Annotated in this window: 6 protein-coding genes; 2 read left to right on the top strand and 4 right to left on the bottom strand. The window is 67.4% G+C overall.

Going from position 1 to position 6,045, the window contains the following annotated elements; translation table 11 throughout:
- Nucleotides 1-561: 561 nt before the first annotated feature.
- The 3 genes from G3N94_RS16355 to G3N94_RS16345 form a co-directional block, all read right to left on the bottom strand.
- Nucleotides 562-1,221: an isoprenylcysteine carboxylmethyltransferase family protein gene (locus G3N94_RS16355; protein WP_205793557.1), complete on the bottom strand. Its 660-nt coding sequence runs from the start codon at nucleotides 1,219-1,221 to the stop codon at nucleotides 562-564.
- Between the two features lie 111 nt (nucleotides 1,222-1,332).
- On the bottom strand, nucleotides 1,333-1,497 hold the full coding sequence (locus G3N94_RS16350) for a hypothetical protein (protein WP_185732302.1): 165 nt from the start codon (nucleotides 1,495-1,497) through the stop codon (nucleotides 1,333-1,335).
- A 280-nt stretch (nucleotides 1,498-1,777) separates the two neighbouring features.
- Entirely contained in the window at nucleotides 1,778-2,197 is a 420-nt protein-coding gene (locus tag G3N94_RS16345; protein ID WP_205793556.1) for an HIT family protein, read from the bottom strand.
- A 284-nt stretch (nucleotides 2,198-2,481) separates the two neighbouring features.
- On the opposite strand from G3N94_RS16345, the gene G3N94_RS16340 reads away from it, so the two are divergent.
- Both G3N94_RS16340 and G3N94_RS16335 read left to right on the top strand, forming a co-directional pair.
- A complete protein-coding gene (locus G3N94_RS16340) occupies nucleotides 2,482-3,660 on the top strand; it encodes a hypothetical protein (protein ID WP_241021882.1) in 1,179 nt (392 codons plus the stop codon).
- 230 nt (nucleotides 3,661-3,890) lie between these two features.
- Nucleotides 3,891-5,336 carry a serine hydrolase gene (locus G3N94_RS16335; RefSeq protein WP_205793555.1) on the top strand — a complete coding sequence of 482 codons (1,446 nt, stop codon included), beginning with the start codon at nucleotides 3,891-3,893 and terminating at the stop codon, nucleotides 5,334-5,336.
- Between the two features lie 78 nt (nucleotides 5,337-5,414).
- Here G3N94_RS16335 and G3N94_RS16330 read toward each other — a convergent pair whose 3' ends face one another.
- A complete protein-coding gene (locus G3N94_RS16330) occupies nucleotides 5,415-6,038 on the bottom strand; it encodes a glutathione S-transferase (protein ID WP_205793554.1) in 624 nt (207 codons plus the stop codon).
- Nucleotides 6,039-6,045: the final 7 nt, after the last annotated feature.

The following is a 6,045-nucleotide window of genomic DNA, read 5'->3' as shown; positions in this document are numbered from 1 at the left end:
ATCACCGAGCCGGTGCGACCGCCGACCGCACCGCCAACCGCCGCGCCGGCTACGCCGCCGAGCGCGCCGCCAAGCGCGTTGTTCAAGTCGCTAGCTGCCGCCGGCAGCGCTGTCGCGCCAGCAAGAGCGGCGACGACGAGAGTGGGAGCGATCTTCTTCCACATGCCCGTATTCTTCCTTGTTCGCAATCTGGTTATCGAGGGTTCGCTCTGGTATGACGATTCGTGTCGACCGGCCCGTTCGATGCATTGTGCGGAGGGTCGGACGAATTCATTTCAATGAGCTTGCGGCGAAGAATAGCACCGGTCCCCGACGCTTGCCCCGAACATTCTGGTAACAAGTTGTGTGCCGATCGGAAAGGCTTACCGCATGCTTCGCGCCCGGGCTGGAAGCCCCTGTCAGCACGGGTTTCCGCGCGCACCGACACGAGTTCCGCCCCCCTGAAATCGCCCTTTTCGGCGTTGTGCGAGCGCAACCGGCGGCCTGGTTCGGCACGTCGTGCGCGATATCGGCCGGCCGCTCACGCTGTCGCGCACGCCGCTACACCTGTGCACAAAGGGGTCAGTAGATGCCGGGAACCAGCCGCCACGTCCGCGCGAAATACGCGTCGTATTCGGCGCCGAAATGCGAGCGCAGCAACGCCTCTTCCGAACGGATGCGCGCGACGAGCGGCACGAGCGTCAGCACGGTCAGCAGCACGCCGACGCCCGAGCGAAACGCGAGCGACCAGCCGAGCGCATTGACGAGCAGGCCGAGATAGCTAGGGTTGCGGATGTGGCGGTAGATGCCGTCCGTCACCAGCGTGTGGCCGGGCTGGATCGCGACGAGCCCGCTGAAGCGGCGGCCCAGCACGAACACGGGCCACATCCGCAGCGCGCCGCCGGCGCAGTACAGCACGACGCCGATCCAGCGCAGCGTATCGCCGTCGAACGTCCAGAACCCGAGCCGGTCCGTGTACGCGGGCAGGAACGCGGATGCGAAGCCGATCACGGCAAACACCGCGAGCACCCAGCGGTTGTCGCGCGCCTCCCGGTCACCGGCACTCAGGTTGCCGCTGCTGAACATCGCGACGACGGTCATCGCGAGCGTGACGATCGCGACGACCGTCAGCGGCGGATGCGAGAAGAATGCGGCAAAGCCGCCGCTGCCGAGGATCGCGAGTCCCAGATAGACGAACGTGGCCGCGATCGACAGGATCGCGACCTTCGGTGTGAGCGTCATGGCTGCCTCGCTTGAACGCGCGCTTTCCGCAGAAGTATAGGGCGCGGAGCCCATGCCGCGTGCGCGGCGCGCGGCCGAGGACAGACGGGAAAAGACGCCCGACGCGCGGCGTCAGCGGACGTGGAACACGCCGCCGATGCCGATGCTGACTGGCGGCGCGTAGTACGCCGGCGCATAGCCATAGTAGGCCGGCGCCGGCGCGTAGCCGTAAGGCGGCGCAACGACGCAGCCGCACAGGCCGCTGATCAGGGCGAGCGTAACGAGAAGTCTGGACATGGGCTGGTTCCCGGCGCGAAAGACGCATGACACTTTGCGAAAGCCGCCTCGCGATGACGCGAGAGGCACCCGATACGAAAGGGTCAGTCCGCCCTCCACATATCACTCGATGAATCGATGCATCGAGTGTAGCGGCCGGGTCCCCGCGCCGAGTTTCGGGGGACGTTACACGTGTTACCTGCTGTGACCGCTGAAACAATGCGGCCGGCCCGGTCACAGCCGCCCGGCGCGCCGCCTCGTGCGTGCCGGCCTGCCCGACAACGTCGTGCGCCAGGCGCCGTTACACGAACTGCTCGCGGATGCGTTTCGCGATCGATTCGAGGGTCGCCGCATCGGCGACATCGCGTGCGTGCATCCGCAACGCGACGTCCTCCCAGCGCGGAATCACGTGGAAGTGCACGTGCGCGACCGTCTGGCCGGCCGCGCGGCCGTTGAACTGTCCGATGAACATGCCGTCCGGCTTCAGCGCGCCACGCACCGCGGCCGCGACGCGCTGCGTCATCCGGATGCACGATGCGGCGGATTCGGCGGACAGGTCGAAGATTTCCGCCGCGGCTTCCTTCGGGATCACGAGCACGTGCCCGTCCGCCTGCGGCATCAGGTCCATGATCGCGAGCGTGGTGTCGTCCTCCGCGACCTTGACGCACGGCAGTTCGCCGCGAAGGATTTTTGCGAACGGGTTGTTGTTGTCGTAGGACATGGCAGTTTCCGAATAACGATGGCTGGGAGATCGGTCGAGTCCGGACGATTATCAGCCGACGGCGGCACGGATTTCAACCTGTCAGGCGGCGCAGGCGGCGCCGCGAACAATCGATGTCGGCTCGCATGCAATGCGCGAAAGCGAATGGAATAACCGCGTGCTGCAAGCCGTTTACTCCGAACGTCGGTTCACGCCGTCACGCCGTGAACCGGCGTCGGACACCCGTTGTCTGCGCTGGCCGGCAGCCGGGCTGATTTCTCGTGATCGTCAAAAGGAGTCAAGCGATGAACCCTCTCCCCTCCTGTGCTTCCCCCGACCCACCCGCTGCCAGCCTGCCGGCCATATCACGCACCTCGCATGCGCTCGCGCGCGTGCTGCGGCGAGCAGCCTGCGGCGCGGGCCTCGTCGCGCTGTCGTCGACCGTCGCGTGGGCGGGCGGCGAAACGATCCTGCCGCCGACGGCCGTGATCTCAAATACGGTGCCCGCCAACGGCGACGAGAATCCGTACGGCATCGCATTCGTTCCGCGCGGCGTGCCGACATGGGGCGCGCTGAAACCGGGCGACGTCGTGGTGTCGAACTTCAACAACAGCTCGAACGTGCAAGGCACCGGCACGACGATCGTGAAGCTGTCGCCCGGCAACACGCCGACACCCTTCTTCCATGGCAGCAACCTCGGCCTCACGACCGCGCTCACGGTGTTGCGCAACGGCTTCGTGCTGGTCGGCAACCTGCCGACGACGAAAAATGGCACGATGATCAACGGGCCGGGCTCGCTGCTCGTCATCAATCCGCAAGGCGGTCTCGTCACGCAACTGATCGACGGCACGCTGCTCGACGGGCCGTGGGACATGACCGTGATCGATCGCGGCCAGCGCGTGACCGCATTCGTGTCGAACGTGCTGAGCGGCACGGTCTCGCGGATCGAGCTGGTGTTCGACAACAACGGCGTCACGATGGCGCAGCCGCCGACCTCACTCATCATTGCGTCGGGCTATACGATCCGGCCCGATCCCAGTGCGCTCGTGGTCGGCCCGACTGGACTCGCGTACGACCCGAACATCGACGTCCTTTATGTCGCGTCCACGGGCGACAACGCGGTGTTCGCGATCCAGAACGCCGCGTCGACGAACCGGAATGCCGGCGTCGGCAGACTGATCTATTTCGACAAGAAGCACCTGCACGGCCCGCTCGCGCTGGCGCTCGCACCGAACGGCCATCTCGTGACCGCCAACGGCGACGCGGTCAATGCTGACGCCGCGCAGCCGAGCGAGATCGTCGAATTCACGGTGGACGGCCGCTTCATCGCGCAGATGCAGGTCGACATCGTGCCGGGTGCGGCCTTCGGCCTCGCATTCGGGCGAGACATCAACGGCCAGTCGCAGTTCGCGGCCGTCAACGACAACACGAACACCGCGACCGTCTGGACGCTGCGCCTGGACAACGACAACAACAGCCAATGACGCGGTAAACGGGCGGGCCGCACACGCCGTATCGCGCGCGCGGCCCGTTCGGACGCAGCCCGCTACGCGCTCCTCGACGCTGACACATCCGCTTCGCGATCGGCAGGCAGCATGACCGCGACCGGCCCTGGCCTGCCGCGGCGCCACGCATGCGCGATTGCCAGCGCGCGCCGGAACCTGCGACACTGCCGGTTCGTTTCCCGACGGCCGACAACCGAGGACGCTCGCGCATGACGACACCCTACAGGAAGCTGATGCTGCGCGGCGCCGCGCTCGTGCTGGCCGCCGGCCTCGTCTACGTCGGTAATACGCTGTCGCGTCTCGCGCCGATCGCGACCGGCTACGCGGCGAAGGCGCTGTGCTCGGGCGTGTTCGTATCGGGCCGCCCGGCGGCGTCGGTGATCGACGTCGACATCATGGCGGGCGTCCACCCGCTGCTCAAGCTCGTTCATCCGTCGCTCGATGCCGAACACCATCGCGCACGCGCCACCTTCGTCGGGTTCGCCGAACGCGAAGCCGAGTTCCGGCCGGGGCTCGGCTGCACGCTCGCGCTCGGGCCGTCGGCGAACGCGCTGCCGGCCGCCGGCGAAACCGCGTCCGATCCTGCGCCTGCGCAGTCCTCGCAGTCCGTGCAGTCCGCGCCGATCACACAGACCACACAGACCACACAGGCCGCGCCGCCCGCTGGCGTCGACACGCACAAACTGCGGGCGGCGATCGACAGCGCATTCGACGAGCCCGATCCCGCGCGGCCGCGCCGCACGCGCGCGGTCGTCGTGCTGTATCGCGGGCAACTGATCGCCGAGCGCTACGCGCCCGGGTTTTCGGCCGACATGCCGCTGCCCGGCTGGTCGATGACCAAGACCGTCACCGCCACGCTGGTCGGCATGCTCGTCGCGCAACACAAGCTCGCGCCGGATAGCGCGGCGCTGCTGCCCGAATGGCGCGGCGGCGGCGATCCGCGCGCGCGGATCACGCTCGACGAACTGCTGCGCATGACGAGCGGCCTGCAGTTCAACGAGGACTATGACGACCCGCTATCCGACGTCGCCGTGATGCTGTTCACGCAGCCCGATACGGCCCGGTTCGCGTCGGACAAGCCGCTCGCGGCGACGCCGGGCACGCGCTGGCACTACTCGAGCGGCACGAGCGCGATCCTCGCGCGCGTGATGCGCGACGCGATCGGCAGCACCGAAGCCGACTATCTGGCATTCCCCCACCGTGCGCTGTTCGCCCCGCTCGGGATGGGCCACAGCATCTTCGAGCCGGATCCGGCCGGTACGCTGGAAAGCGCGTCGTTCATGTACGCGAGCGCGCACGACTGGGCGCGGTTCGGGCAATTCCTGCTGCAGGACGGCGTGTGGGACGGCAAGCGACTGCTGCCCGAAGGCTGGGTGGGCTACCTGACGCGCGCGACGCCGCAGGCGCCAAGGAAGGATTTCGGCGCGCAGCTGTGGGTGAAGGTGCCGGAGCCGTTCAACGACACCGATCCGCATGCGCCCGTGCTGCCGGCCGACGCGTTCCACGCGGTCGGGCACGAAGGCCAGTTCGTCAGCGTGGTGCCGAGCCGGCAGCTCGTCGTCGTCCGGCTCGGGTTATCGCGGCCGGAATCCGCGTGGAATCACGAAGCGTTCCTGACGCGCGTGCTCGCCGCGATTCCCGCGCACCGCGAATGAAGGCTGGGGCGTGCAGACACACGCCGACACGCGCCGGCATGCGCAGGCGCCCGCCTGCGACGGCTTGCGCCGTGTGCGTTACGGCATCTTGCTGCCGCCATACGCTTCGAATCCCGGACGCGCGGCGAGACGTTCGAGATACTGCGCCACGGCCGGCAAATCCGGATGCTCGAACGGCGTACCGGCCCAGCGATTCACCGACAGGCCGATCGGCACGTCGGCGAGCGTGAAGTGGTCGCCCGCGACGAACGCGCCGGTCGCTTCGAGCTGCGCGTTCAGCACGCGCATGTGCTTCGTCCAGCCGGCGATCGACCGTGCGATCGCGTCGGGGTTCTGAAAGTCCGGCGATTTTCTCACGAGGCCCTGAAATGCGGGAACCCACGAACGATTCAGGTCCGCGGCCTGCCAGTCGATCCATTGATCGATCCGCGCACGCGTCTGCGGGTCGGCCGGATAGAACGCGTCGCCGCCGTACCGGTTCGCGAGATAGCGGATGATCGTGTTCGACTCCCAGAGCACGAAATCGCCATCCTTGATGACCGGCACGAGGCCGTTGGGATTCAGCGCGAGATAGGTCGGATCGTCGGTCGACCGGAACCCCGCGCCCCAGTCTTCGCGTTCGAACGGGATGTTCAGTTCGGCGCACACCCACAGCACCTTGCGCACGTTGATGGACGGAATCTTGCCGAGAATCTGCAGCATGCTGGCT

The sequence above is a fragment of the Burkholderia sp. Ac-20353 genome (assembly GCF_017104785.1).
Taxonomy (GTDB): domain Bacteria; phylum Pseudomonadota; class Gammaproteobacteria; order Burkholderiales; family Burkholderiaceae; genus Burkholderia.
This window is presented reverse-complemented; position numbering and strand designations above follow the sequence as displayed.

What these genes read in the sequence shown, in the direction of transcription:
- G3N94_RS16355 (WP_205793557.1), bottom strand. Translation starts at nt 1,221, where the DNA reads ATGACGCTCACACCGAAGGTCGCGATCCTGTCGATCGCGGCCACGTTC.
- G3N94_RS16350 (WP_185732302.1), bottom strand. Translation starts at nt 1,497, where the DNA reads ATGTCCAGACTTCTCGTTACGCTCGCCCTGATCAGCGGCCTGTGCGGC.
- G3N94_RS16345 (WP_205793556.1), bottom strand. Translation starts at nt 2,197, where the DNA reads ATGTCCTACGACAACAACAACCCGTTCGCAAAAATCCTTCGCGGCGAA.
- G3N94_RS16340 (WP_241021882.1), top strand. Translation starts at nt 2,482, where the DNA reads ATGAACCCTCTCCCCTCCTGTGCTTCCCCCGACCCACCCGCTGCCAGC.
- G3N94_RS16335 (WP_205793555.1), top strand. Translation starts at nt 3,891, where the DNA reads ATGACGACACCCTACAGGAAGCTGATGCTGCGCGGCGCCGCGCTCGTG.
- G3N94_RS16330 (WP_205793554.1), bottom strand. Translation starts at nt 6,038, where the DNA reads ATGCTGCAGATTCTCGGCAAGATTCCGTCCATCAACGTGCGCAAGGTG.